At 54.2% G+C, this 24402-nt stretch carries 20 protein-coding genes; 13 read left to right on the top strand and 7 right to left on the bottom strand.

Annotated elements, in window-relative coordinates:
• Both A1332_RS25675 and A1332_RS13085 read left to right on the top strand, forming a co-directional pair.
• The coding region (locus A1332_RS25675) for a YDG domain-containing protein (RefSeq protein ID WP_197491454.1) at positions 1-1437 on the top strand (1437 nt) is incomplete at its 5' end.
• A 200-nt stretch (positions 1438-1637) separates the two neighbouring features.
• Entirely contained in the window at positions 1638-2165 is a 528-nt protein-coding gene (locus A1332_RS13085) for an SRPBCC family protein (protein WP_064008932.1), read from the top strand.
• A 221-nt stretch (positions 2166-2386) separates the two neighbouring features.
• Here A1332_RS13085 and A1332_RS13080 read toward each other — a convergent pair whose 3' ends face one another.
• The gene (locus A1332_RS13080; protein ID WP_064008931.1) at positions 2387-4579 is read right to left on the bottom strand and encodes a multiheme c-type cytochrome; all 2193 of its coding nucleotides are present in this window, start codon (positions 4577-4579) and stop codon (positions 2387-2389) included.
• A gap of 313 nt (positions 4580-4892) precedes the next feature.
• A complete protein-coding gene (locus tag A1332_RS13075) occupies positions 4893-5585 on the bottom strand; it encodes a response regulator transcription factor (RefSeq protein ID WP_064008930.1) in 693 nt (230 codons plus the stop codon).
• 501 nt (positions 5586-6086) lie between these two features.
• On the opposite strand from A1332_RS13075, the gene A1332_RS13070 reads away from it, so the two are divergent.
• The 11 genes from A1332_RS13070 to A1332_RS13020 all read left to right on the top strand — a co-directional run bounded on the left by A1332_RS13070 (position 6087) and on the right by A1332_RS13020 (position 15975).
• Positions 6087-7895, top strand: coding sequence for a methanol/ethanol family PQQ-dependent dehydrogenase (locus A1332_RS13070; RefSeq protein WP_064008929.1), 1809 nt, complete (start codon positions 6087-6089; stop codon positions 7893-7895).
• 103 nt (positions 7896-7998) lie between these two features.
• Complete coding sequence (moxJ, locus tag A1332_RS13065; RefSeq protein ID WP_064008928.1) at positions 7999-8835, top strand: methanol oxidation system protein MoxJ; 837 nt, start codon at positions 7999-8001, stop codon at positions 8833-8835.
• A 16-nt stretch (positions 8836-8851) separates the two neighbouring features.
• On the top strand, positions 8852-9328 hold the full coding sequence (gene moxG, locus A1332_RS13060) for a cytochrome c(L), periplasmic (RefSeq protein WP_064008927.1): 477 nt from the start codon (positions 8852-8854) through the stop codon (positions 9326-9328).
• A 159-nt stretch (positions 9329-9487) separates the two neighbouring features.
• Positions 9488-9769, top strand: a complete 282-nt coding sequence (locus A1332_RS13055) for a methanol dehydrogenase (RefSeq protein ID WP_064008926.1) — start codon at positions 9488-9490, stop codon at positions 9767-9769.
• A 185-nt stretch (positions 9770-9954) separates the two neighbouring features.
• The gene (locus A1332_RS13050) at positions 9955-10974 is read left to right on the top strand and encodes an AAA family ATPase (protein WP_064008925.1); all 1020 of its coding nucleotides are present in this window, start codon (positions 9955-9957) and stop codon (positions 10972-10974) included.
• A 5-nt stretch (positions 10975-10979) separates the two neighbouring features.
• Entirely contained in the window at positions 10980-11606 is a 627-nt protein-coding gene (locus A1332_RS13045; protein WP_064008924.1) for a hypothetical protein, read from the top strand.
• 19 nt (positions 11607-11625) lie between these two features.
• A complete protein-coding gene (locus A1332_RS13040) occupies positions 11626-12480 on the top strand; it encodes a DUF58 domain-containing protein (protein ID WP_064008923.1) in 855 nt (284 codons plus the stop codon).
• On the top strand, positions 12480-13397 hold the full coding sequence (locus A1332_RS13035) for a hypothetical protein (RefSeq protein ID WP_064008922.1): 918 nt from the start codon (positions 12480-12482) through the stop codon (positions 13395-13397). The genes A1332_RS13040 and A1332_RS13035 overlap by 1 nt, the downstream gene beginning before the upstream one ends.
• Complete coding sequence (locus A1332_RS13030; protein ID WP_064008921.1) at positions 13394-14377, top strand: vWA domain-containing protein; 984 nt, start codon at positions 13394-13396, stop codon at positions 14375-14377. Before A1332_RS13035 ends, A1332_RS13030 begins: the two co-directional genes overlap by 4 nt.
• Positions 14374-14937, top strand: a complete 564-nt coding sequence (locus A1332_RS13025) for a hypothetical protein (RefSeq protein WP_064008920.1) — start codon at positions 14374-14376, stop codon at positions 14935-14937. The genes A1332_RS13030 and A1332_RS13025 overlap by 4 nt, the downstream gene beginning before the upstream one ends.
• A 105-nt stretch (positions 14938-15042) precedes the next feature.
• Positions 15043-15975: a vWA domain-containing protein gene (locus A1332_RS13020; RefSeq protein ID WP_064008919.1), complete on the top strand. Its 933-nt coding sequence runs from the start codon at positions 15043-15045 to the stop codon at positions 15973-15975.
• 138 nt (positions 15976-16113) lie between these two features.
• On the opposite strand, the gene A1332_RS13015 is transcribed toward A1332_RS13020, so the two are convergent.
• The 5 genes from A1332_RS13015 to A1332_RS12995 form a co-directional block, all read right to left on the bottom strand.
• A complete protein-coding gene (locus A1332_RS13015) occupies positions 16114-17286 on the bottom strand; it encodes an EAL domain-containing protein (protein ID WP_064008918.1) in 1173 nt (390 codons plus the stop codon).
• A 20-nt stretch (positions 17287-17306) separates the two neighbouring features.
• Positions 17307-19985 carry a nitrate reductase gene (locus A1332_RS13010; protein ID WP_064008917.1) on the bottom strand — a complete coding sequence of 893 codons (2679 nt, stop codon included), beginning with the start codon at positions 19983-19985 and terminating at the stop codon, positions 17307-17309.
• A 12-nt stretch (positions 19986-19997) separates the two neighbouring features.
• Positions 19998-21221, bottom strand: coding sequence for an NAD(P)/FAD-dependent oxidoreductase (locus A1332_RS13005; RefSeq protein WP_064008916.1), 1224 nt, complete (start codon positions 21219-21221; stop codon positions 19998-20000).
• Positions 21222-21298: 77 nt separating this feature from the next.
• Complete coding sequence (locus A1332_RS13000; protein ID WP_064008915.1) at positions 21299-22600, bottom strand: alginate export family protein; 1302 nt, start codon at positions 22598-22600, stop codon at positions 21299-21301.
• A 31-nt stretch (positions 22601-22631) separates the two neighbouring features.
• Positions 22632-24392: an ABC transporter ATP-binding protein gene (locus tag A1332_RS12995; protein WP_197491453.1), complete on the bottom strand. Its 1761-nt coding sequence runs from the start codon at positions 24390-24392 to the stop codon at positions 22632-22634.
• Positions 24393-24402 lie beyond the last annotated feature (10 nt).

Below are 24402 nucleotides of genomic sequence, written 5' to 3'. Positions count from 1 at the left end.
TTGGCGTTGGCCGACGGCAGCAACGGCGGCTTGGCCAGCAACTATACGCTGAGCGGCGGCACGCATACCGCGGATATTACGGCTTACCAGGTCAACCTCACCGGCAGTCGTAGTTACGACGGCACCACCGCCATCAATGCCGCCAGTTTGACGACCTCTACTCTGGTCGGCGGTGAAACACTGACCCTGAGCGGAGTCGGAACGGTCGCGGATAAAAACGTCGGCACCGGTAAAACGGTTGCGCTAGGCTCGTTGGCTCTCAGCGATGGCAGTAACGGCGGTCTGGCCAGCAACTATACCTTGATTGGCGGTGACTTTAGCGCCGACATCAGCCCAGCCAACCTGGTTTTGACCACCGGCGACATTATCAAAACTTACGACGGCACCACGTCCGCCTCGGGCACCCCAATCATCAAAGCCGGCAGCGGTAGCCAACTCTTCGGCGCGGACAGTTTATCCGGCGGTGTGTACACATTTATCGATAAGAACGCCAGCGGCGGCGGCACCGTGACGGTTAGCGGTATTAGCGTTTCCGACGGCAACGGTGGCAACAACTACGCAATCAGTTACAGCGATAACACTACCAGCACCATTTTGCCTTACGTCATCCATTTAACCGGTTCGAGGTTGTTCGACGGCAGTAACCTTGTAAATGCCGATGTTTTCAATTTAGGCACCTTGGTCGGCAATGAAACTCTGTCGCTGAGCGGGGCTGGTCAAATGTCCGATAGCAGCGCCGGTGTCGATAAACCAGTCGATCTTGGAACCTTGGCCTTGAGAGACGGCGGTAATGGCGGCTTGGCCAGCAATTACACGCTAGCCGGCGGCAATCCAGTTGTCACCATCCTACAAAGCCCTGCCGTCGATACGCCAACCGATATCGTCGACGCCGGTACCGCTGTACCGAACAGTGGCGGAAATGGCAGTGCGGGTGACGGCTCCAACGGTGGCGGTAAAGCCGGCGGCTTGGCGCTTTCGGCGCTACGCGGTACCGACAGCAACCGGACCGTGCAATTCAATATTGCGGACTCGGGGATCAATGGCGGTGGAAGTACCACCGGTTTGACGGCGGGTGGTACGGCGCCGACGCAAATAGGCAATACCGTACATTTATTGGCGTCCCAAACCTTGGTAGCGGGAGGTCAGGTGCAGATCGTCGCCAACGTTGAGGTTAATAACTATTCAAGTGGATTTAGTTTTGCGCTACCAGCCGGAGTACTGCCTACAACGGCGGGAGACAGCACGGTTTCGGCGAAAATGGGTAACGGCGAGCCGTTACCCGCTTGGCTGAGTTTTAATAGCCAATCGTTAAGCTTCAGTACTGACAGCGTTGGCGCCGCGCAGTTGCCGCTACAAGTCGTGATCACTCATACCAGTGCGAGCGGCCAACAAAAATCGATTATGTTGACTATCGAAAAACAAGACCAAGCGATCTAAATCTACAGCAATAAATGCTGATCGAACCGGGGAACTGTTGATCGGTTTTACCAAATCGGTTTGGCTATGCGCGTGCCTTTCGGCAGCTGATGGCAGTAGGCTAAATGAAGTTTCCCCGGATCTATTCGGGGTTTATTCCCGATGAACGCTGGCGGTGCGCCTGGATAATACCCGGTTTTCACCACCCTTCGGGATTGCCCATGCGACACATCATGCTTTCATTCAGCTTTTTGCTACTTTCCTGGCAAGTTCACGCTCACGGCCCGACGCCGCAAAAAGCCAAGGAATCGGTGACGATTCAAGTGCCGCTCGCCAAGGTTTGGAGCGAATTAAAAAACTTCGACGACATTGCTAATTGGCATACCGACTTAAAAAAGAGCACGGGTGACGGCAAAAATCAGTCCGGCGGTCTGCGTACATTGACGTTTCAAAACGATGAAACCATCACTGAAGAACTGGATTATTACAACGAAGCCGAGCACGAATACAGCTACCGGTTGAAAACCGAAAATCCCAAAGCAATTCCGACCAGTTCGCATACGGTCGATGTGAAAGTCACGGCAGGGGAGACCGTGGACAGCAGCGTGGTAACCATCAAAAGCCGATTCTACCGCGGTGATACCGGCAATACACCGCCGGACAATTTGAGTGACGAAGCGGCGGTTAAAGCAATGACGCAGTTTTTTAAGAACGGCTTGAGCGGCTTGAAAGCGAGGTTGGAGAAATAAATCTAAAGGCAGTCTCGGCAATTCGTCACTCCTGCTTACCTAGAAATGATGGCGCCAGGGAGTTTTGTGTGTTGATTTCAATAACCTCGCGTATTTGTGGGCGCCAAATTTATGTATGGTTGGAATCAACTTAACATTAGCCTCAAGGCTATGTTGCTGTTGTTAGCATGTAAACCCGCAAAAAAAATCGCCCCTTGCGGGGCGATCTGCTGTCTGAGGTTTTACGGATTGGGTCCGTTGTGACAGCTAAAACAACTCACCTGATAACCAGCCGGCCAATTTTTGATACCAAACTCATCGGCATCAATGGTTTTCGCAACCTTTACCGCACTTAGCGGCGTGCCGGCACTGGTGGTGCCATGGCAATAACTACAGCTGGGTGTGCCGTTTTTACTAGCGTCTTCATGTTGCTTGACCCAGGCGTCGCCAGTGGTATGCATGCCGTGCGGGCCGCCGTTTACCGTATTCGGAACCGTGGTATGGCAGGCCTTACACTCGGCTACCGTGCCGGCGTGTCCTTGCACGGCAATGCTTTGCAGGTTTTCGTCGGCGTGCGTGGAGGGATATTCCGCGTGCGTCGAACCGTGACAAGCCTCGCATTGCAAGCCGCCATGGCCTTTACTGAAGCGATACAAGTTCAGTCCGGGAACCGGCGTATTGGCGTTAGTGGCAAAAGTGTGATCGGCAGGAACAATGGCTTTGCCGTTGGCGTCGATGCCGGAGACGGCACGTTTGCCGGGCGCGGCACTATTGTGGCAAGACTCGCAGGTCGGCTCGTTGAACCAGCCTTGCCGGGTCGGGCTACCCACCGCTTTCATATTGCCGTGACAGCTTTGGCAGCTGATTGACGGGTCGCCGCTTGCGTCCGTGGCTGTAGCCATCGCACCGCGCAGACATTGCGTCACCGATCCCGGATGACATTGGTAACAGGCGCTACGGTTGTCCAGGCTATCGAGCGTCAACTGCGTGGCCGGGTCCTTCACCTCGGCATGTTTTAAATGCAATGACTGGGTAAACGGCGCAATGCCGGCCATGCCGCCCATCACCGTGGTTTTGTTCTCCTTGTCGAAATAAGCGTTGCTGGCATGGCAAGCCACGCACAAAACCGGTTGGCCAGCGTCCGCCGTCGCCAGTAAACCGCTGGATTTGTAGCCTTTAGTATTTAGAGTGGTAAGCGCATCGTTAAAGACTTTATTGGCAGCCTGTTTTTCGTCATGCAGACGCAGAATGTTGCGTTTCCAGTCCTTGTCAGGGTCAGTATCGAACACCCAGCCGGCCGAGGGTTTAGCAGCAGTTTGCGCGGCATTGTTATTGGCGTCGGTGGATGCGTGGCAGCCTTTGCAAGTCATCTCGTCGCTGACCGGCAATACGGTAGTGGTGCTTGCCAGCACTTTACCGCTCAGCGCGTCCTTAGCCACTACCTTAACGGTCGGATAAAAGTTCTTGTTCCCTTTGTCGTCGAACGGAGTAATGGGAATACCCTCGGCCTCGAACCAGCCGAACGCTGTGTTGTAGGTCATGGGCGCAGGTTTTAAGGATGGCGTTTTGTTGCCGGGCATCGGCTTACCGCTGGCGAGTCCGTCCAGGTTAACACCGACATCCGGTGCCGGATTTAGGCCCACTAACTCACCGACCCAAGACCAGAAATTGGTTTTGTTGGCGCTACTGGTATTGATGGAGCCGCTGCTGTCGGCGACTGCTTCATAAGTCAGCAATACGTTGCTACTGATTAACTTACCGTTTTTATCTTTTAATTGCGCATGCAAGGTGTTGTATGGCGGCAAGATAGCGAACACAGAAAAATCCAGACCATCCATACAGTGCATGCCTAAGTCATTCCAGGCCAGTAAGGTGTATTCGCCGATGGCCGTGGTATTTAAAACCGTCACCGCTACCGTTTTGGACGTCTTACTATCGCGGATGGTCACTGTCGCCGAGCCGGCCTTAATGCCTTTTACCGTAGCAAGATTATTGGCATAACCGACGGTGGCGACTGAGTTGTCCGACGATTGGACACTGACGGCCCCGGAGGCGTTAGTTACAGTTATATTCGCACTGCCGCCGACATTAACCGCCACCACAGCGGGCGAAATCGTCAAGACGGAGGCGGGGGCGCTGATCACTTTGACTTCTACGCGTTTTGAGCTTCGACGATCCTTCACCGTGACAGTCGCCGAACCGGCTTTTAAGCCTTTGATGCTGGCGATACCGCTAGCGTAACTGACTGTCGCCACGCCAGTATTACTGGATTTTACGCTTATGCTTCCGGATGATTTCGTAACTGTGACCGTTACCACTTCACCCACTAAGATTTCGACGGAATTGGGCGTGAGTTCCAGGGCGTGTGCGTTGCCAAACCCGGATAAGCCCAGGAAAATCAGCAAAAACCGAAATATAAATAGACGTGCATTCATACTATCTCCCATGAATACGTTTTGATCGGATGGGTAACTGTTAATGAATTGCCCATATAAATGGAAGCAAACGGTCAACATCCGATACCGCGTCGCTCCTCGGTGGTGCTTTATTACTTTTTTTAATAAGGTTATTCAGTTTTCAGATTAACCAATCAAGATGAATTGAAGATGAAAATATAATGAAGTAATGATTAAGATCGGCGCAGCTTTAAGGCTAATAAGGCTTAAATCACGCGTCCATATGCGGTGGTTGGGGGGGGGGGGCAGCGATGCAGTTGGGAGTTTCGGCCGCAAGCGCCTTCATACAGAATTAAGGATGGAGGCTCTCTGTTCTGTCCGGCTCATACATGCCGTTGCCGGTTTTGACGATACCCTGGCGACCGGCCAGTAGGGTCAATTCCGACATGGTTTTGACATTCAATTTTTCCTTGATCGCCGTGCTGTGATTGCACACTGTTTTATAGCTCAAACATAATTTCTCCGCCGCTTGACGGGTACTCAAGCCATTGGCGAGCAAGCAAAAAATATCGAATTCGCGCGGCGACAAGGATTTAACCTTGTAAGCCTCGTCCTGACCAATGGCCATGTTGACCGCTAATTGCTGCGCCAAAGCCGGCTCGATATACGTGCCGCCCTCGGCGAGCGTGCAGACTGCCGTGACCAAGGTGTCGGGCTCGTTATTCTTGGTGATATAGCCTTTAGCGCCGGCTTTAATAGCTCTGGTCACATACACCAGCTCGTTATGAATGCTGAATACCAAAATCTTGCAGTGGGGATAGCGGACTAATAAGCGCCGCACCGACTCCAAGCCGCCCAAGCCGGGCATCGATAAATCCATCACCACCACATCCGGCGTCTGCTTGTCATATACCTGGCAGGCGGTCTCGCCCCTATCGGCTTCGTAGACGGCGCCTATCCGTTCCGACAATGATAGATAAGTCTTGTAACCGGCTCTGACTACCGCGTGGTCGTCTACCAATAAAACGCTGATTTTATTCGCCACTAAATACGTGTCCTGCTTTGTTGAGAGGAAGAGCAAGAAACGCCCTCGGCAGAGCCGGTGCTATCCATGGCTGGCGTTTCTTGCCCTGCCATGATGCCGATTTTTATGCCGGGAAACCATGGGAGCTTTTCCCGTTTTGTCGAGGAGTGCGGCTGCGGCGTACCGGGAAAACTTCCAGGACTTTTTCCGCTGAATTCCCAGGCTATTCGTGGATTATTCCGTAACGCCCGATAGGCCGCCTTCTTTAACATTTGCGCCAGCATGGCCCGGTAGGTCTAAGTCAATATTGTGTGCGACTTGATCGAGATTGCTGATGTGAAAAGTGAAGGAGATTTCTGCCACAAAGCAAGATCTCGCGTCACGGATTGACGCCAAAATTAAGCGCAGCGTGTGATTGATTTTGCCCGGAAATGCCGATGGCGTATCCGCTTTTAACGGAAGGCTCCCCTAACCAACCGATTTGCCGGGCCATGCAACCTAATAAACAACATAGGAGGATTCATGCAAATTTCACGGTTTGCCAAGCAGGTATCGACCACGGCCTTAGTAACGGCTGCGGCCTTGGCCGTGTCGCAATCGGCGCAAGCGAATAAAGAACTGGAACAGATGTCCAAGCAAAACACCAACTGGGTGATGCAGACCAAGGATTATGGTTCGACTCACTTTAGCGAAATGATCGACATCAACGCGAATAACGTTAAAAACCTGAAAGTCGCTTGGTCGTTTTCGACCGGCGTTCTGAACGGTCACGAGGGTGGCCCGTTGGTGGTAGACGGCATCATGTATGTGCATACCCCTTATCCTAACAACGTGTTCGCGATTAGCCTGGACGAGCCGGACAAAATCTTGTGGCAGTTCAAGCCCAAGCAAAATCCGGCGGCCCGTGCGGTAGCTTGCTGCGACGTGGTTAACCGCGGTTTGGCCTATGCGCCGGCCGGCAAAGATTACCCCGCCACAATTTTCTTGAACCAATTGGATGGTCATGTCGTAGCGATCAACGCCAAGACTGGCGAAGTGCTGTGGAAAATGGAAAACTCCGATATTGCCATGGGCTCCACTTTGACCATCGCCCCGTTCGTGGTGAAGGACAAAGTCATCGTCGGTACCTCCGGTGCCGAGCTGGGGGTGCGCGGTTACGCCACGGCTTACAATATTAAGGATGGTAAACAGGCTTGGCGCGTATATGCCACCGGTCCTGACGAAGACATCAAATTGTCTAAAGACTTTAATAGCGCCAACCCGCATTACGGCCAATTCGGTCTGGGTCTGAAAACCTGGGAGGGCGATGCCTGGAAAATCGGCGGCGGCACCAACTGGGGTTGGTATGCCTATGACAGCGACTTGGAAATGTTGTACTACGGCTCCGGCAACCCGGCGCCTTGGAACGAAACCATGCGTCCCGGCGATAACAAATGGACCATGACCATCTGGGGCCGAGACGTCAACACCGGTGAAGCCAAATTCGGTTACCAAAAAACCCCGCATGACGAATGGGACTACGCCGGTGTTAACTACATGGGTCTGTCCGAGCAAATGGTCGATGGCAAAATGACCAAATTGCTGACTCACCCCGACCGGAACGGCTTGGTATATACCTTGAACCGCGAAAACGGTAACTTGGTTAACGCCTTCAAAATTGACGACACCGTCAACTGGGTGAAAAAAGTCGATCTGAAAACCGGCTTACCGATTCGCGATCCGGAATATTCCACACACATGGATCACCAAGCCACTGGCATCTGTCCGTCGGCGATGGGTTACCACAACCAGGGTATCGAGTCCTACGACCCCAACAAAAAACTGTTCTTCATGGGTACTAACCATATCTGCATGGACTGGGAACCGTTTATGTTGCCCTACCGTGCGGGTCAGTTCTTTGTGGGCGCGACTTTAAACATGTATCCGGGTCCGAAAGGCACTTTGGGACAAGTTAAAGCCATGAACTCGGTTACCGGCAAAATGGAATGGGAAGTTCAAGAGAAATTCGCGGTGTGGGGCGGTACTACTGCCACTGCCGGCGACTTGGTGTTCTACGGCACCCTGGACGGCTACATCAAAGCCCGTCATTCCAAAACCGGCGAAGAGTTATGGAAATTCAAACTGCCTTCCGGCGTCATCGGCCATCCGATTACCTATAAACACAACAACAAACAGTATGTGGCGATTTATTACGGTGTCGGCGGCTGGCCTGGCGTCGGTCTGGTGTTCGATTTGGCCGATCCGACAGCCGGTCTGGGTGCGGTGGGTGCGTTCAAGGAATTGGCGCACTACACCCAAATGGGCGGCGGCGTGATGGTGTTTGCGCTATAACCGGAACTGGCGCGAAACTCAAATCGTAGGGTGGGCACCTTGTGCCCACCTTGTTGGCCGAATCGGTGGGCATTGCGTGCCCACCCTACGTTGAACGACATCCATGAAAAGATCGATATTTATTTTTACTGCTTTGGCTTTTGGTATCGCAAATGTGCATGCCGAACAACCAACTTTGAAAGTCTGCACGGCCGAAAACGAGATGCCTTACTCCAATAAAAACGGCGAGGGCTTTGAAAACAAGCTGGCGCAGTATGTGGCCGCACAACTGGGTCGCAAACTGGAGACCGTGACCTGGACCGATCCGCGCTATTTCATTCGCGATTATGTCGATAAGGGCTTATGCGATGTGGTGATGGGCGTCGACCAAGGCGATCCGCGCTTGGCTACCACTGCGCCTTATTATCGCTCGGGCTATGTGTTTATCAGCCGTAGCGACGACAAACTGGACTTGCAGAACTGGGATAGCGAAGCGCTACGCAAAGCCAAACGGATTGCCTTTATGCCGGGTACGCCCGCCGAAACCATGCTGCGGGCGATTGGCCGGTACAACGATATGTTCAATTATCAGCAAGAGCTTGCGGGTTTTAAATCCAAACGCAACCAATACGTCAAATACGAAAACGACAAGCTAGTTAACGAAGTGGCAACCGGCAAGGCCGAAATAGCGATCTTGTGGGGGCCGGCGGCGGCGCGGTACGTCAAGGCGTCCAGCACACCGTTGACCATGACCGTGATCCCGGATAACAACCAGCGGGCCGACGGCGAGAAGGTCGGTTTTCACTACAGTACGTCGATTGGCGTGCGTAAGGGTGATACCGCTTTGCTGACCCAGTTGAACAAACTTATCAAAGATCAACAGGACGAGATCGAGGATTTGCTGGAAGCGGACGGTATTCCGCTTTTGGATCAACCCGATACCGCTCTGTCCATGAACTAACAGGAAACATTCGAGAATGAAACTTACAACAGTTTTGAGCGGCGCGGCGCTGACGCTGGCAGTGTTGGCTATGCCGACGGCCCAAGCCGATATTACGCTACGCCATGCCTTGACCGGCGAGACGCTGGATTTGAGTTTTGCCAAGAAAGGCGGTAACACCGACAAATTCAAGCAATTTATGCAGACCGGCAAAAACCCGTACAACGGCGATGCCGAAGCCGCGAAAAAAGGCGAAAGTCTGTATATGACCGGCTGTTCCGGTTGCCACGGTCATGAAGCCGAAGGCAAGCTCGGGCCCGGCCTGGCCGACGACTACTGGACCTATCCGCGTGGCTTGACCGACCAAGGCTTGTTCGAAATTTTGTTCGGCGGCGCCAACGGCATGATGGGGCCGCAATACGTCAACTTCAGCACCGACGATATGCTGCACATTATGTCTTTCTTGCGCAGCATTTATAAAGGCGATCCGAAAAAAGCCGATTGGTTGAAGTAAAACCTTCACCCCAAACCCCTCGCTCCGCAGGCTGTCGTAAAACGTAGGTTGGGCTGAATACCATGAAGCCCAACATTCGGATTTTGTTGGGCTTCGCTTTGCCCAACCTACATTCTCCGGACGAGGGAAAATCTAAATTTGATTAATCAGGAGATCAACATGAACAAACTAGTAATGTTAGGCGCAGTATTACTGGCTTTAGGACTGTCCGGCACGGCAAAAGCCTACGACGGCACCAAATGCAAAGAAGCGGGTAACTGCTGGGAGCCGAAACCAGGCTATCCGGCGCAAGTGGCCGGCAGCAAATACGACCCTAAACACGATCCGAACGAACTGAACAAACAAGCCCAGTCCATCAAGGAAATGGAAGCGCGCAACGCTAAGCGCACCGAGATCATGGCGAAAACCGGCAAGTTCGTTTACGACGTGGAAGGTCAGTAACCCATGGGTAGGCCAGGGTGCGCGCAGCGTTCCCTGGCAATTTCCCAGCAAAGCGAACCCTTAGGACGCCGCCAGGGACGGCGGTAACCTTTCTGCGGCTTCGATAACAGCTCTCAAGTTCACGACTCCGTTGAATCCGCGGAGATTTTTAAATATCGTCTTTAAACATCGGCATTTAAGCAGCCATGACAAGCAAGCAAACCCTCAGCGACTGGCGCGCCAGTGCGCTGCAGTTGGAACAACAAATCAACCGGGTCGTCGTCGGCCAACAGGCGGCGGTGCGCAATCTTTTGATAGCGGTATTCGCCCGCGGCCATGTGTTGTTGGAAGGCCAGGTGGGCGTCGGTAAAACTACCTTATTGCGGGCTGTCGCCCACGGGCTGGGCGGCCAATATCAACGCATCGAAGGCACCATCGACCTGATGCCGGCGGATCTGATTTATTACACCTATCTGAACAGCGACGGCCGCCCCTGTGTCGATCCCGGCCCTTTGTTAAAACAGGGCGAACAGTTGTCGGTATTTTTCTTCAACGAAATCAATCGCGCCCGCCCGCAAGTACACTCGCTGCTATTACGGGTGATGGCCGAGCGCAGCATAGGCGCGTTCAACCGCGAATACCGGATGCCACACATTCAGGTGTTTGCCGATCGCAACCGGGTGGAAAAAGAAGAAACCTTCGAACTGCCGGCCGCCGCCCGCGATCGGTTTTTCATGGAGATCACTATCGACACGCCGCGTGACGACGCGGTGCTGGATGATTTGATGTTCAATCCGCGATACCACGATGTCGACGCCTTGATCGGCGAAATGGCCGCCAGCCAGATTCCTTATTATCAGCTCAACGACTGGGCCGCCGCGATTCAGCAAAGCATCCAGCCAACTGCGGCTTTGCGCAAATACGCGCTGGATTTGTGGAAGGCCAGCGCCGATCCGCGCGCCTTCGGTATCAAGTTGAACGACGTGGAAATGGATCAACTGCTACAAGCCGGTGCCAGTCCCCGCGGCATCGGCTACATGATCCGCGCCGCCAAAGTCCGGGCTTGGCTGGAAAATCGCGACAGCCTGTTGCCGGAAGATCTCCAGGCGGTCTACGCGGTGACGATGTCGCACCGGATATTTCTGAATCCGATGTACAGCTATCGCAAAGACGAACTGATTCCCGCCCTGATAGACAGCATCCTCAATCACATCGCCGCACCGTAACACCCATGAATATTAAAGCGACTCTGCACGCCATGCTGCCGCATGCCGGCCTTGGCCATTTATTGGAAACCTATTTAACCTGGTCCGGCGTCGGTTTTATCTGCTCATTTATCGCCAGTAGCCTGGATAAACACTCGGACGTGCCGTATGCCGCGTATTACACCAGCGCTCTGAACGATGCGGTGGGTTTTAAATTCTGGATTTTGTTGGCGGTGGTCGGCACCTTGCTGTTTTGTCTCAGTCTACCGGTGTTATATCTATCGCTGCATTTTCCGGCCATGACGGAGTTTAGTCGGCGCTTGCGGCGGTTTACCTATACCTTTTTTCTGGTGGCCTTCGACGAAGGCGGATTGATGATAGGCATTTTGACCGCCAATTTTATCGATACCAGCGAGCGCATTTCACTGTTGGCTAACAAATCGTTTTTGTTTAGCGATGTCGGTTTTTTCACGATCCTGGCTTTATGCCTGCTCAACTCCCTGCTGTGGCTGTTCGGCGAAGCCATCCATAGCCGCAATGAGCAAACATACTCGGGCGTCGTGGCGTTACTGATGAAGGTGCCGCTGAGATTTTCCATTCCGGGATACATCGTGGTCACGGCCGTACTGGCTAACTTGGTCGTCAGTCAATAGACAATGGCACGCTAAGACCATGTCGGCTCACACCCAACCCTTCCAATACCGACTGCCGCGTCCGGTAGTCGGCGTGTTTCCCGGCGCGCATCCCGGACAAATGGTCGGCAACGGCCAGTTGTTCAAGCGCCATGACACCTTGATCGCCCGCCCGGACCCCAGACGCATCGATTTGCGCGCCAGCTTGCTAGACCCGTTCGGCAACTATCAAGTGCGGGTGCAGCAGCAACAAAGCGCGGTCGATGTGTTTTTGCTGGCTGATTTGTCGGCTTCCATGGGTTTCGTCGGAAACAACGACAAGCGCCGTGTGCTGGCCGATATGTTGTTATCCATTGCCGCTTCGGCCTTGGAGTATGGCGATAATGTGGGTTTTATCGCTTGTAACCAGCAGGTTTTAACCGACTGCTATTTGCCCGCCGGAAAACACATGGGGCGGATTCAATCTCTAGCCGAACGTCTGCAAAAGCGGGTATTCCAGCCCGGCTCGATCGGCTTACTGCAAGCCCAACGTTATCTCCCCAATCATCGGGCCTTGGTGTTTTTGGCGTCGGATTTTCATGTTCCGCTGCCGCAATTACAGGCTATTTTGCAACGCTTGAGTCGTCACGATGTGATCCCGCTGGTGCTGTGGGATCAAGCCGAATACAGCCGGTTGCCGGATTGGGGCCTGTTCCAACTCCAGGACCTGGAAACCGGCAAGCGCCGCACCTTGTGGTTGCGTCCCAGTTTGAAGCGCAAGATCGAGACGGCTTTTGCCCAGCGTCATAGCCAATTGCAACACCATTTTCGGGCGTTTGGCTGTGAGCCGTTATTTATCGAAAGCGGCTACCGTTCGGAACAGCTAGCACAATATTTTTTAAAGAGGGCAGGGTGATGCAGGCGCCGCAGCAGATTCGCTTCAGTTTGGCGTCGTTGATAATAACGATGCTGTTGGCTGCTTGTTCCGGGATGTCCAACCAGCCGCTACGCGATTTTCAACTGCAAACACCGCGGCCGTTCGGCTATGTGATCGGCGATACCATACGTCACCGCATCGTGGTCGAGACCCGATCGGGCATGGCACTCGAACGCAGCAGCCTACCGGCCCAAGGCCGACTCAATCGTTGGTTACAACTCAACGATGTCAGCGTCACGGAACAGGACGGCAGCGACGGCAAACAATACCAAATCGATCTGCTGTATCAACAATTTTACGCGCCGCTGGAAGTGAAGGAGCTGAACATCCCCGGTTTTATGTTGCGTTTTCGGCAACACGGCCAGACCCTGGAGCAGCCGGTCGGAGCCTGGGCGTTTACGGTCGCGCCATTGCGGGAATTGGTGGTCAGGCAGGATCAGCACGGCGAGTATATGCGCCCGGACCAAGCGCCAACCTTGCTGGACGACAATGAAATTGTCCAACGCTTATTTATTGCTTTGACTGTGGCTATGGGCATCGCTGTGCGGCTGGCCTGGCTCTATGGCTACTTGCCCGGACTACCGAAACGTAGCGTATTCAAGCGTGCGTTGCGTACCTTGCAAAACCTTGATCTGCACCATTTGCCGCAAGCGCTCGGCGCGCTACACGTGGCCTTTAACAGTTTGCACGGTAAGCCTGTGTTCTTACATAAACTAGCCGAGTTTTATCAAAGCCACCCTGAATATCGCAGCGTCGCCGATGAATTGGCCTGGTTTTTCGACTACTCCAACCGCTACTTCTTCGGCGACGCTTCAATACTGCCGCAAGAGAACGATCTGCAAAAAATCAAAACCCTATGCCTGCACTGCCGGGAAATCGAGCGAGGCAGCCGATGAATTTGGGCTTGGAGTATCCCTGGGTATTGCTGGGTTTATTGCTCTGTTTGTTGCCGATATTCAGACTGGGAGCGGTCGCCAATCCTTATCCCTGGCTGGCTATCTTGCCGCCAGATCCCTTGTCGTTCGCCGTCAGCGGTTTGATCCGCTTGCTGGGTGTGCTGGCTATAGCCGGATTGACGCTAGGTTTGGCCGGCGCGTATTTGCAAGAACAACAAGTCGAGCGCATCGGCCATGGTGCGCATATCGTCATGCTGTTGGATCGCAGTAACAGCATGGATAATACTTTTGCCGGCAAGGCACCGGATGCTCAGGGCGAGGAATCCAAAGCCAAAGCCGCCCGCCGCCTATTAAATCAGTTTGTCGATCACCGCCAGCATGATCTGATCGGTATCGCCGAATACAGCACCTCGCCACTATTCGTGCTGCCGCTCACCGAAAATAAAGCCGCCATTCATGCCGCGATAGACGCCACCGCCTTGCCGGCTTTGGCTTATACCAACGTCAGCAAGGGCTTGAGCATGGCGCTTGAATTCTTCGATAGCCGGCCGGTGACCGGTTCGCGCATCGTGTTGTTGGTGTCGGACGGCGCGGCGGTGATCGATCCCGACAGCGAAGCCGCCTTGCGCGAGTTGTTCAAACAGCGGCAAGTCAGTTTGTATTGGGTGTTTCTGCGCACCGCCAATAGTCCGGGTTTGTTCGAAATCCCGGACGATCCGCGCGACGATAATGCCCAGGCCATGCCCGAGCGTTATCTGCATCTGTTTTTCAATAGCCTGCATATTCCTTACAAAGCCTACGAAGCCGAAACGCCCGGCGCCCTGCAACAGGCGGTAGACGACATCAACCGCCTGGAAAACCGGCCCTTGCATTATTTCGAACGGATTCCCAAACAAGATTTATCGACGCGCTGTTATGCCTTTGCGGCGGTCATGTTGCTGTTATTGTTGGGCGTGAAACTCTGCGAGGCCAGACCGTGATCCGCAAACTAAAACATTGGCTGCTATGGGCCACATTGGCGATAGCCTTATTGGTGACACTGACGCAATTGCTGCAACTGTATGGGCTTGCCGGTCAAAATCGGTTGATCTGCCAATTGCTGGCCGGCAAGGATGTCGGCGCCGACGAATTGGCGACCTCATCGCCGGAAGTGCGAATGGCTAGGGCGGTGTATCTAGGCCGGCACCAACGCTACGATGAAGCCTTGGCGACGCTGAACCTGTTATTGCAGCAATCCGGCGCGGTGGCCCAAGCGCAAACCCGCTATAACCTGGGCAATCTGTATTTGCGGCAAGCCATGGAAAAAGCCCAGGCCGGCAATATCAATGAAGCTATGCCCATGTTAGGCTTGGCAAAACAAGCCTATCGGGAAGCCTTGATGCTGGACAGCAATTTTTGGGATGCCAAGTACAACTTGGAAGTGGCGATGCGGCTGCTGCCGGAGATGGACAGAATCACTAGCGGCGACGATAAGGACGATCTTAGCCAAAAGACCCAGCTGTGGACCACCTTGCCCGGCTTCCCGCGTGGCTTGCCTTAAAAAGTGTAGGGTCGAATGTATTCAACCGAAGACTTCGAACCAGCCAACAGGCCGAATCAATTCGGCCCTACAAGCGCCATTCTCCCGGACCTACGAGCTCCCTAAATGACCATCACCCCCAATCTGAGGGATTACCGTTTCTGGCTGCTCGCGGCGGCGCTGCTGATCTTGTCGGTGGTGTTTTTCCATCCGCAAACCAGCGCGCAAGCGTCACTATATCGGCTGACATTCATTGTCGATATTACCCGCAGCATGAACACCGAGGATTACCAACTGGATCAGCAGCCGGTCGGCCGCTTGCAGTTTGTCAAACAGGCGCTGCGGCAGGAATTGCTGAAACTGCCGTGTGGTTCGCAAGTGGGTTTGGGGGTATTCACCGAACGCCGTTCCACCCTGTTGTTCGAACCGATAGAAGTCTGCTCGGGTTTTGCCGAGATAGACTCGGCGATTGCGGCGCTGGACTGGCGCATGGCCTGGGCCGCCGATAGCCGCATCGCCAGCGGCTTGTTAAGCACGCTGGAGATGTTGAAAGACAAAGACCAGACCCTGGTGTTTTTCAGCGACGGCCAGGAAGCGCCGCCGCCCAATGCGCGCTATAAGCCCGACCTGTCGGTAGTCAAGGATCAGGTAAAGGGTGTCATCGTCGGCGTCGGCGGCGACCAATTGTCGCCGATCCCCAAGTTCGACGCCAAGGGCCAACGCCAGGGTTTTTATAAACTCGAAGACGTGCCGCACCGCTCATCGTTTGGCGAATCGGATCTGAATCCCGAGAAAATCCAGGGTTACAATGCCCGTAACGCCCCATTCGGCAGCGAGGCGGCGACTGGCGACGAACATATGAGCCGGCTGCACGAAAGCTATCTGCGCCAACTGGCCGCTGAAAGCGGTTTGCAATATCGGCGGCTGACTGACGCAGACAGCCTGGATCAAGTCTTGCAACAAGCAGATTTCGCCAAGCCCGGTCGGCAACAGGTCGATATCGGTTGGCGCTATGCCGGCTTGGCCTTATTGCTGTTAGCGGCGGTGTATTTTAGATAAATCGTAACTGTTTCTAGAACCCACAGTAGGGTTGGATTTATTCGACTTTGGACTTCAATATCGGCAAACGGGCGAATGAATTCGCCCCTACACCCTTGTCGTCTGCTGAGCCGGACGAAAGCCTGTCTTTACGATAAATCAATCGCCGGCGACGGTGTCCACCAGCAAAATCCGCTCGCTATCCAGGCGTAAAGACAGGGTTTTGCAAAGCAAACTGGTCTCAAAATCCATGTAACGTTCAGACGTGACGATGCGGCCGCGATCATTGCAGTTTTCCAACGCCAGCAATTGAAAGAAATACGGGCGCCAAGACCAGTTAAAGCCGATTTTGCGCGGATCGGTAAACCATTGGTTTTCCTTGAAATTAAAGTCCGGCGAAATCTGGTCGCCCTGATTGTTGCACAGATAAAAACGAATCACGCCGCTATCGGTAAAGTTCCAGCTGACCAGTTCGTTCAGGTTGAAATCGTCTTGCAAGGTTTCGGCCAGCTTGTAGATCAGGGTTTTGGTGGTGTTGATGGCGCTGACTTTCTTTTGCACCTTGGCCAGGGTATTTTTCAAAAACTTACTGCGTAACGAAGCGATATGCTGTTCGTACAGCTCAGCCGGCTGAAAATCGGCTTCGGCTTTGGCAAATAAAAACCCCTGCATGAATTGCGCGCCGCAGTTCAAGCTGAATAAAAACGCTTCGTCTGACTCCACGCCTTCGCAAATAATCCGGCAGCCGGTGCGTTTCCCCAAGCGCGAAATCATATGAATGATGTCGCCGGCGATGCCGCCCTTGGTGGCCAATTTGAACAGCCGCATATCGATTTTGATGATGTCGGGCTGAATGGCGATCACCCGTTCCAGCTGCGAGGAGCCGGCGCCGAAATCGCCGATAGCCACGCTCAAGCCGTGTTTGCGGTAGCGCTGCACGATTTGTTTTAATTTCTGCGGATCGACGTGCGCGTTGGAAATTTCCACGATAATGCGCCGCCTGTCGATATTCAGCTCGTCCAACATGCGTAGTGTGGGCAGGGTGCTCAACTGGCGCAGATTTTCTATCCAGGCCGCGGAAATATTCAGTGCCAGATAGCTTTGCGTATCGGCTAATGCCGAGAACTTTTCCAGAGCTTGCCAACGGACTTGGCGGTCCAATTCGATACGGGTTTTGGCATCGACATCGGCGGAAGAGAATAGGGCGCCGGCGGACACGACTTTGCCTTTGCCGTCGTATTGGCGGGCCAGGGCTTCGTAGCCGACGATTTTGCCGCTAGCCACCGAAATGATGGGTTGAAAATATGGAAATAACTGTGTTTTAGCTTGCATCGTCCCTTGGGCTATCAAAGTTAATTAGGTTTGGGTAAAAACTCCTTCAGTTCCGCGATACAGGAACCGCAACCGCTGCCGGCGCTTAAACAGGCGCTGATGCCGGCTACGCTTTGGATTTGATGGGCTTGCACCGCGTGTCTGATGGTTTTTTCGCCGACATTGAAACACGAACAGACGATTCGGCCAATATCGGCTTCACCTTTCGGCGGCTGGCCGCTCAGCAAACTCAAGCGCTCGGCTCGGCTTAGCTCTTTTTTTGCGAACAAACTGCCCAGCCAGCCCGGCTCGGGCAATTCGCAATCCGGGCCGACCAACAGGCAGGCTTGCAATTCGTGGTCCGGTAAATAAGCGGTGCGGTAATGGCCGGCTTGCTGATCGCTGTACTCCAGCCAGCAGTTATCGTCTTCACGGTGCTCGACGGCGGCGAGCAGACTGCGGCTCCATGCCCGCCAGTCCTTTCCGCGCTCGGTAGAAGCCAATTCGTAGCGAAAGTAGCCGTCGCCGCGCACGCTGACCTGATACTCGGCACTGGCGATTTGTAAGGGGCGACGCGACAAAATTGTCGCATACCATTGTGCCGGCCACGCTTTGATTTTCACCGGCGTTTGCTTGCTTTCCGGTTGCCCGGACTGCGGATCGACCACCGGATTGACCAAAGCGCCCATGCGGCCGTGACTGCTGAGTTGTGCGGTCCAGTGCATGGGCACGAACAGGCTGCCGATTTGCTGACCGGAATTGAGCTCGACGCGCGCCAGCATACTGCCCCAACGGCTTTTGACCTGCGCCAGACTGCGCGCGGCTAAACCGAGGCGTTCGGCATCGGCGGGGTGTATCTCCACGAAGGGTTCCGGGCGATGCGCGTTCAATTTGGCGGCAAGGCTGGTGCGGGTCATCGTGTGCCATTGGTCGCGCAAGCGGCCGGTATTCAGCGTAAACGGATAATCGGTATCTGGCGCGTTAACCGGCGGACGCGGGGTAATCGGGATGAAGCGGGCTTTACGATTGGCGGTGAAATATTGGCCGTCCGCGAACATTCTGGCCGTACCCGCGGTTTGCTCGTTTGTGACCGGCCACTGCACCGGTTGCAGTGCGTCATAGCCTGGCCCATCCAAGTCTGCAAAGGCCGATAAATTGAAATCGCGTCGCTGATGCTCGGCATCGTTTTCGAAGGCCGACAGCGCGGCATGTTCGCGAAATACATCGGCACTGGATTGGTAATTAAAAGCGTCCTTAAACCCCATCCTTCGCCCAACTTGGCTGATGATCCACCAGTCGTGTTTGGCCTCGCCGGATGCCGGAAACAAGGGCCGTTGCCGGGAAATACGTCGTTCCAGATTAGTCACGGTGCCGTCTTTCTCGCTCCAGCCGGTGGCCGGCAACAGCACATGCGCCAGTTGGCTGGTATCGGTATTGGCGATGCAATCGGAAATCACCACCAGCTCGCAGTGCTGCAGGGCGCGTTTGACCTTATCGGCATCCGGCATCGATACCACCGGATTAGTGGCCATGATCCACACCGCCTTGATTTGGCCGGCGGCGATGGCGTCGAACATCGCCACGGCTTTTAAGCCTTGCTTGCCGGCAATATTCGCGCTGCCCCAAAAACGGCCGACTCTATCGACGTGTTCCGGGTTTTCCAGGTCCATGTGTGCGGCTAGGGTATTCGCCAAGCCGCCCACTTCGCGGCCGCCCATCGCATTGGGTTGGCCGGTGAAGGAAAACGGCCCCATGCCCGGTTTGCCGATGCGGCCGGTTGCCAGATGGCAATTGATGATCGCATTGCATTTATCCGAGCCGGAACTGGATTGATTGATGCCTTGCGAATACACAGTGACGGTTTTTTCGGTGTTGGCAAACCAATCGAACAGCGTGCCGACTGCTTCGCTAGTCAAGCCGCAGCCGGCGGCAACTTGCTCGATGCTGCCGGCGGTTTTTATCGCCTCGCTTAACGCCAGTTCGAAACCGTCGGTATGCGTATCGACATAAGTTTGATCAATCCGGCTGTTTTGCTGTAAATAAGCCAGGATGCCGTTGAACAATAGCGCATCCATGCCTGGCTTGACCGGCAGGTGTAAATCGGCAATGTCGCAACTGGCGGTGGCGCGCGGATCGATCACGACAATCTTTAATTTCGGATTGTTTTCCTTGGCCTTGCGGATCCGCTGGAAGGCGATCGGATGGCACCAGGCGGTATTGGAGCCGACCAGTAAAATCAATTCGGCCAGTTCCAGGTCTTCGTAATTGCAGGGCACCGTGTCGGCGCCGAAGGCGCGTTTGTAACCGACTACCGCCGACGACATGCACAAACGGGAATTGGTGTCGATATTCGCCGTGCCGATGAAGCCTTTCATCAGCTTATTGGCGACATAGTAATCCTCGGTCAGCAATTGGCCCGACACATAAAACGCCACGGCTTCCGGTCCATGTTGCGCGATAATTGCGTTAAAGCGTTCCGCGACATGGTTCAGCGCGCTATCCCAATCCACACGTTGGCCGTGGATGCTGGGGTAGAGCAGACGGTTTTCCAGCGTCACGGTATCGCCCAGCGTCGCGCCTTTCGAGCAAAGTTTGCCGAAATTGGCAGGGTGATTGCTGTCGCCCTTGATGCTGACCCGGTGCGTCGCGGAGTCTTCTACCGTGGCTTCGATGCCGCAGCCGACGCCGCAATAAGGGCAAGTGGTTTTGATGGTGTTCATGTGTCGATGAATTTAAGCCGCGCGTGCCAGCGGGATTCGGCCGAACATCAAGCGGTCGCGGATCGCGGAGATTGGGGTTTTGTCTTTAACCAAATTCAGATACCAGGCGCTGTCGCTGGTGTCGCCGTATAAAATAACGCCGATGACGATGTCGCCGCGCAGCACGATTTTTTTATAGATGCCCAGCCCGTGATCGATCAGCTGCAAAATCTGGCATTCGCTGTCGCCTTCGAAATCGCCCACCGAAAATAAATCGATGCCGGTCACTTTCAACATAGTTGCGGATGACAAGGTTTTAAATTGGCTGTCGGCCTGGCCCGCAAGTTGTTGCGCGCAGACTTTGGCTTGTTCGTAGACCGGCGCGACCAAACCGAACAATTCGCCCCGGTGTTGCACGCATTCGCCGACCGAGAATATCGCCGGGTCGCTAGTGCGCATGCGGTCGTCGACCACGATGCCGTGTTGGCAATCCAGACCGATGCGTTTGGCCAGACTGATATTGGGTTTGATGCCGGTGGACATAATCAGCATATCGGCCGGTAAAACCTCGCCGTTACTCAGTTCTACCGCGCTGATATGCCGATCTCGGTTGTCTATACGTTGGATAGTGGTGCCGAGATGAAACTGAATGCCTTTATCCGCCAATTGCCGCTGTAAAAACGCCGCAGCCTTGTGGTCCAATTGCCGGTTCAGCAAATGGTCGGCGCGATTGATCACGCTGACTTGCATGCCGCGCTGCAACAAGCCGTTGGCGGCTTCCAGCCCCAGTAAGCCGCCGCCCAGAATCACCGCGTGGCGTTTGCTGGCGGCTTTTTCTATCATGGTTTCCACGTCGGCGATGTCTCTAAAGCCTAATACGCCCTCAACGTCACGGCCTGGTATATCCAGCATCAGCGGTAAGGACCCGGTGGCGATCAACAGTTTGTCGTAAAACGCGCAGGTGCCGTCGTGGGCAATCACGCAGCGGCGCTCGCGGTCGACATCGACAACCGCTTTGTCCGGTCCGCAATACAAGGTCACCCGGTTTTTCAGATACCAATCAAAATCGTGAATCATGATGTCGGCAACGCTTTTGGCACCGAACAGCACCGGCGTCAGCATGATGCGATTGTAATTACCGTGCGGCTCGGCGCCGAACACGGTGATGTCGTAGCGGTCCGGCGCGGTTTGAATCAATTCGTCAACGGTGCGCATGCCGGCCATGCCGTTGCCTATCACTACCAGTTTGAGTTTCATGATGTTGTCGGTGGTTTTTGCGAAGATCGGTGGGAAATCAGACGCAAACTGTTCAAAACAGTTTGCGTCGCTGTTGCCTAGAAGCTGACGTTGCCTTGCATCCAAATCACTTGGGTGTCTGGGAACGCCGGGCTATCGCTATTAAAGTTCGCGTACTTGGCCAACAGTGAGTAGTGTTTGCCAAATTTCTTCACGGCCTGGAAATCCCATTCCTTACCGTATTCTATTTTGCCGGTATCGTCTTTAAAGTCGTGATAGACGCCGGTAATGATCAAGCTGTCATTCATCGCTTTGTAGCTGGCGGTGGCGAAGACGTCGCGGATACCATTAGCCGGCGTGGTTAGAAATAAATCGGCCCAACCCTGGAAAGCGTGATTGGTGCCCAACGGGGTTTGAAAAGCCTTGCCGGCGCCGTAGCCATTTAGCTGCTCCACGGCACCTGACACGGTTAGATTGTAAGCACTGGCCCCGGCCATCAGGTTTATGCGGTCAGCTTGATAGTGGTTGGGGTTGTCGCCGTAGTCCGATTGTTTGCTCCATTCGGCGGTGTAGATGGCGTTTACAGTGTCAAAAAACTGTGGCGATTTGCCGTCGAAGCGCAGGCCGTAAGTTTGCGAGGAGTTAGCGTAGTTAGCGCGTTCGCGGTAATCCAGCCAATATCCGTAACCGATCAGGTTACCCCAGTCGTTGATCTTGTAATTCAGGTTTAAGAATGGAGCGTTTATTGAATGAGTTTCGCCGAATATGTTTTGGATGTGGTCGATATAGCCGACGTTTGCCGTCAGCCCGAACAAGGTCTGATTGTTGTGGGTGATAAGAATCGAGTCATAGGTCATTTCCATCTGCCGCCAGCCGACGTTACCGATGAAGCGGTCGTCGTCCAACTTGATGCGTTGCCGGCCAACTTTGATTATGGTGTCGGCGATACCTTTGTAGCTTAACCAGAATTGATTAAGCTCGTTGCGTGCGGGATCGGCAATCACGGCATAGTTACGGTCGCGGTTAGTGGTAGTGCCGCCGCGGTCGTAGTCTGCTTGCGCCGCATAGAGGCCTTCGTATTCCGCGTAACCTTGAAAATCATGGAAAACCGGGGTCAGGAAACCCAGCCGCAGACGCACAGTATTGGCGTTGGCGGTTTCCAGTGGTTGGCCGCCCAGGTTAGCGGGTTTGCGGGCTAAGGCGGCGTTGGCGTCCTTATCCACATTCTCCCAGCGGTAGTTCAAATCCATTTTTACCGCGCCGTTGCTGCCGTAATGGTAGAAATTCAACGCATCTTCCACCTCTTTGGTGATGTCGGCGGCGGCAGGCAGGCTGACAAAGGTTAGCGATAATAGCGTTGCCGGTAACTTGCCGGATTGGCGTTTAACTGTTTGTGGCATAAGGCCCCCTAGGGAAATAAACGATTGTGAATTAATGGGTGTGGTCGCATTCGGACAAGAAGCTCAGCAGGCTCTCCCGGTATTTGTAGTAATCGGGATGTTCCAGCAGGGCTTTGCGGGTGCGGGGCCGGGGCAGGTCGATTTCTTGAATCTTGCCGATTTTGGCGTGCGGGCCGTTGGTCATCATCACCACTCTATCTGCCAATAATATGGCTTCATCGACATCGTGGGTGACCACAATTGCGGTCACGTGGGTGCGTTCCCAGACTTCCATCAATACTTCCTGCAACTCCCAGCGTGTCAACGAATCCAGCATGCCGAACGGTTCGTCTAGCAGCAATAATTTGGGCGATAGGGCAAAGGCGCGGGCGATGCCGACGCGTTGGCGCATGCCGTTTGACATGTCGGCGGCTTTTTTGAACATCGCGTCGGCCAGGCCGACGCGGGTTAAATAATATTCGACGATGTCGTCGCGTTCGTCCTGGCTGGCATGCGGATAGACTTTATCGACGCCCAGCATCACGTTTTCGAAAGCGGTCAGCCAGGGAAACAGGCTGGGGGCTTGAAACACCACGCCGCGATCCGGGCCGGCGCCGTCGATTTCCCGGTTATCCAAGACAATGCCGCCTTCGGAAATTTCGTTCAGACCTGCGGTCATCGACAACACCGTGGATTTACCGCAACCGGAGTGGCCGATAATGGAAATGAATTCGCCTTTCTTCATTTTCAAATCAAAGCCGTCTACCACTTTGACGGTGCTGTTGCCGTCCGGAGTCGGGTAGATTTTCGACAGACCGGCAAATTCCAGGTAACGGGCTTTGCCCAGATCGCGGGCACTGGGTTTCAGTGCGGACGTATCCAGTTTCCAATCGTTGCTGGTATTGGGACGTACATCCGGCAGTTTCAGCTTGTCGCCGGTGTCGGCTTGCGCTTTTTCCATGCCTATATTCATCAGATAGCGGGTGATTTCGGCGCGCAGGCGTTTAAATTCTTCGTTATGGTTCAGCGCGGTGCGGTCGCGCGGCCGTTCCAGATTGATCGTAAAGGCCGGGCCGAAGCTGGCGTCCGGGCCGGGATTGAGCGGAATTACCCGGTCGGCCATGTAAATGGCTTCGTCCACGTCGTTGGTAATCAGGATGACGGTCTTTTTATCCTGTTCCCAGATTTGCAGGATTTCATCTTGCAGATTGCCCCTGGTCAGCGCATCCAGGGCGCTGAGCGGTTCGTCCAGCAGCAAAATATCCGGGTTGGCGGCCAGCGCGCGGGCCACGTTGACACGTTGGCGCATGCCGCCTGACAGTTCGCCCGGTTTTTTGTCCATCGCCCGGCCCAGGTTCACCATTTTTACGTATTTTTCGGTGTGCGCGCGGCGTTGTTCCGGCGTCCAGTCCTTGAAGATCGCATCCACCGCCAGCGCCACGTTTTGATAAACAGTCAACCAGGGCATCAAGGAATAGTTTTGAAATACCACGCCGCGATCCGGTCCGGGTTCGGTGATGGGCTGGCCCTGTTTTAAAAGTTCGCCGCTATCGACATGGATCAAACCGGCGATCATAGATACCAAGGTAGTTTTGCCGCTGCCGGAAAAGCCGACGATGGCGATAAACTCTCCTTCGCGAATATCCAGATTAATGTCTCTGAGGATGGAGGTTTTATCTTTGCCTTCCCCGTAGGATTTACAGACATTTTTTAACTCTACTAGCGGCTTATAGGCATCGTTGGCGGGAGCGGAAGACATGGCGGATTGTTTGTGCATGGAAAGTTCGATGATTTTTGCTTGGGCGGCGCTCATGACGGTATCC

Source organism: Methylomonas methanica, from assembly GCF_001644035.1.
Classification (GTDB): Bacteria; Pseudomonadota; Gammaproteobacteria; order Methylococcales; family Methylomonadaceae; genus Methylomonas; species Methylomonas methanica_A.
This window is presented reverse-complemented; position numbering and strand designations above follow the sequence as displayed.

Bases quoted from the DNA above. Each gene is read 5' to 3' on its own strand.
- A1332_RS13000 (WP_064008915.1), bottom strand. From the start codon at position 22,600: ATGCCACAAACAGTTAAACGCCAATCCGGCAAGTTACCGGCAACGCTA.
- A1332_RS13005 (WP_064008916.1), bottom strand. From the start codon at position 21,221: ATGAAACTCAAACTGGTAGTGATAGGCAACGGCATGGCCGGCATGCGC.
- A1332_RS13045 (WP_064008924.1), top strand. From the start codon at position 10,980: ATGAATATTAAAGCGACTCTGCACGCCATGCTGCCGCATGCCGGCCTT.
- moxJ (WP_064008928.1), top strand. From the start codon at position 7,999: ATGAAAAGATCGATATTTATTTTTACTGCTTTGGCTTTTGGTATCGCA.
- A1332_RS12995 (WP_197491453.1), bottom strand. From the start codon at position 24,392: ATGAGCGCCGCCCAAGCAAAAATCATCGAACTTTCCATGCACAAACAA.
- A1332_RS13085 (WP_064008932.1), top strand. From the start codon at position 1,638: ATGCGACACATCATGCTTTCATTCAGCTTTTTGCTACTTTCCTGGCAA.
- A1332_RS13010 (WP_064008917.1), bottom strand. From the start codon at position 19,985: ATGAACACCATCAAAACCACTTGCCCTTATTGCGGCGTCGGCTGCGGC.
- A1332_RS13070 (WP_064008929.1), top strand. From the start codon at position 6,087: ATGCAAATTTCACGGTTTGCCAAGCAGGTATCGACCACGGCCTTAGTA.
- A1332_RS13080 (WP_064008931.1), bottom strand. From the start codon at position 4,579: ATGAATGCACGTCTATTTATATTTCGGTTTTTGCTGATTTTCCTGGGC.
- A1332_RS13015 (WP_064008918.1), bottom strand. From the start codon at position 17,286: ATGCAAGCTAAAACACAGTTATTTCCATATTTTCAACCCATCATTTCG.
- A1332_RS13040 (WP_064008923.1), top strand. From the start codon at position 11,626: ATGTCGGCTCACACCCAACCCTTCCAATACCGACTGCCGCGTCCGGTA.
- A1332_RS13050 (WP_064008925.1), top strand. From the start codon at position 9,955: ATGACAAGCAAGCAAACCCTCAGCGACTGGCGCGCCAGTGCGCTGCAG.
- A1332_RS13030 (WP_064008921.1), top strand. From the start codon at position 13,394: ATGAATTTGGGCTTGGAGTATCCCTGGGTATTGCTGGGTTTATTGCTC.
- A1332_RS13035 (WP_064008922.1), top strand. From the start codon at position 12,480: ATGCAGGCGCCGCAGCAGATTCGCTTCAGTTTGGCGTCGTTGATAATA.
- A1332_RS13020 (WP_064008919.1), top strand. From the start codon at position 15,043: ATGACCATCACCCCCAATCTGAGGGATTACCGTTTCTGGCTGCTCGCG.
- A1332_RS13055 (WP_064008926.1), top strand. From the start codon at position 9,488: ATGAACAAACTAGTAATGTTAGGCGCAGTATTACTGGCTTTAGGACTG.
- moxG (WP_064008927.1), top strand. From the start codon at position 8,852: ATGAAACTTACAACAGTTTTGAGCGGCGCGGCGCTGACGCTGGCAGTG.